Annotated in this window: 2 protein-coding genes and 1 pseudogene; all 3 read right to left on the bottom strand. The window is 56.4% G+C overall.

What is annotated here, in order from left to right; translation table 11 throughout:
* Positions 1-122: pseudogene (locus tag FQ182_RS30630) on the bottom strand (tellurium resistance protein TerA); the annotation flags it as partial.
* Positions 122-709: a TerD family protein gene (locus tag FQ182_RS29575; protein WP_033896476.1), complete on the bottom strand. Its 588-nt coding sequence runs from the start codon at positions 707-709 to the stop codon at positions 122-124. The gene FQ182_RS29575 and the pseudogene FQ182_RS30630, both read right to left, overlap by 1 nt.
* Positions 710-711: 2 nt before the next feature.
* Complete coding sequence (locus FQ182_RS29570; RefSeq protein WP_042561213.1) at positions 712-1470, bottom strand: HAD family hydrolase; 759 nt, start codon at positions 1468-1470, stop codon at positions 712-714.
* Positions 1471-1504 lie beyond the last annotated feature (34 nt).

The raw sequence follows: 1504 nt of genomic DNA, 5'->3' as shown, positions 1-1504 counted from the left end.
GAGGCGCCCAGTGCGAAGGCCGATACGTCAATGTCGGCCCCCGGGATAGGCGAGTAATTGATATCAACGCGAAGCTGGCCGCTGGCAACCGGCGCATTACCACCAGGTACGAGATTAGCCATTAGCGTAACGCCTGAACGGCCAGAGTGATCAGGTCGTCAGCAGTACGACCATTCGTGGTGGTGCCGATCGCCTTGAATTCCCAGTCGCCATTTTCGCGAGCCAGGCTCGCCATGACGATGCCGGTGTGCCCACCTTTTTCAGAAAGGTTGAAGCGTGCCAGCTCGGTGTTGTTGCTGCCATTCACGATACGGCAGTAGGCCTTTTCGACCTTCTCAAAAGACTGGCCCGTGAATGAATTAACGGTAAAAATCAAGTACTTAACGGAGGCTGGCAGGCGCTGCAGGTCGACATTAATGGTCTCGTCATCGCCTTCGCCATCGCCGGTACGATTGTCACCGGAGTGCTTGATCGAACCGTCCTGGGACTTCAGTTGGCGGAACCACACCAGGTCGATTTTTTGGTAATCGCTGTTCAGCAAAATGCAGGAAGCGTCGAGGTCGATCTCGGAACCACCACCAAACATCTTGCCGAGGAAACCGCCCGCCTTGACTGGGTCCCAACCCAAACCAAGGCTGATGCTGGTCAGCGAACTGCCGGCCGTTTTAGCTAGGGAGATGGATTGCTGTTTTTGCAGGGTAAGTGCCATGGTTACGCTCCTTGTTGGTCATCAGTGTTCGCGTGTCGATCAGGGTTGACCGCCACTTGCAGGTTAGCGTGCGCGACATTGCTCACACCCAAATTCCCGCTTCTATCTGCCCGCAGGCGAAGACGGCGCCATGCGGGGTGAAAGTGTCGCCAGTGTGCTTCTTGCGCCGCGGCCAACAACTCGAAATCACCGCGGGTGTCACCCCATGCTTTAAGCCGGTACTGGCCGAGCGGCCCATACACAGCCTCAAGTCTGAGTACTTTGTTCTCGCATCTGCAGTTGTTGCCAGTCATGCGTCCGGTCAACAGACCGTCTACCGCCTCAAGCTCGGTGCCGATCAACTTGATGCCAAGTCGATCCGCAAACGGCTGGAGCACCAACGCTGGGGACGCGGAGCAGAGAGTAACTACTGCACCTGCCTCTACTTCGGCGGCGACAGATTTTAAACCTGAAGGGCGCATGAGCTGTTCCCAAAACAACCCGCAGAATTTCACGGCCTGCTCCTGCACCCATTTCATTTCTACGCCTGTAAGAAACGTGCTGATCAGCTGTGCTTTCAACTCATCACGATTCAAACGCCGAGCCAGGAATCGAACGCTTGGCAGCGCAAGCCGCAAAATGCGTCGATTGAATTCCCGGGGTCCGAAGGCAAACTTCAGGAATGGGACGAAGCTATCGTGCCGGGTCAGCGTGCCGTCGAAGTCAAAAACCGACAGCACCTGACGCCTTTGCCCGCCAGCATCGTCAAATCCCATTGTCATCGCGCGGCCTCGGCCAAACGGATAGGCGCCTCAA

Source organism: Pseudomonas sp. ANT_H4, assembly GCF_008369295.1.
GTDB lineage: Bacteria > Pseudomonadota > Gammaproteobacteria > Pseudomonadales > Pseudomonadaceae > Aquipseudomonas.
Note: the sequence above shows the minus strand (reverse complement) of the source record. Positions and strands in the feature narration are given on the sequence as shown.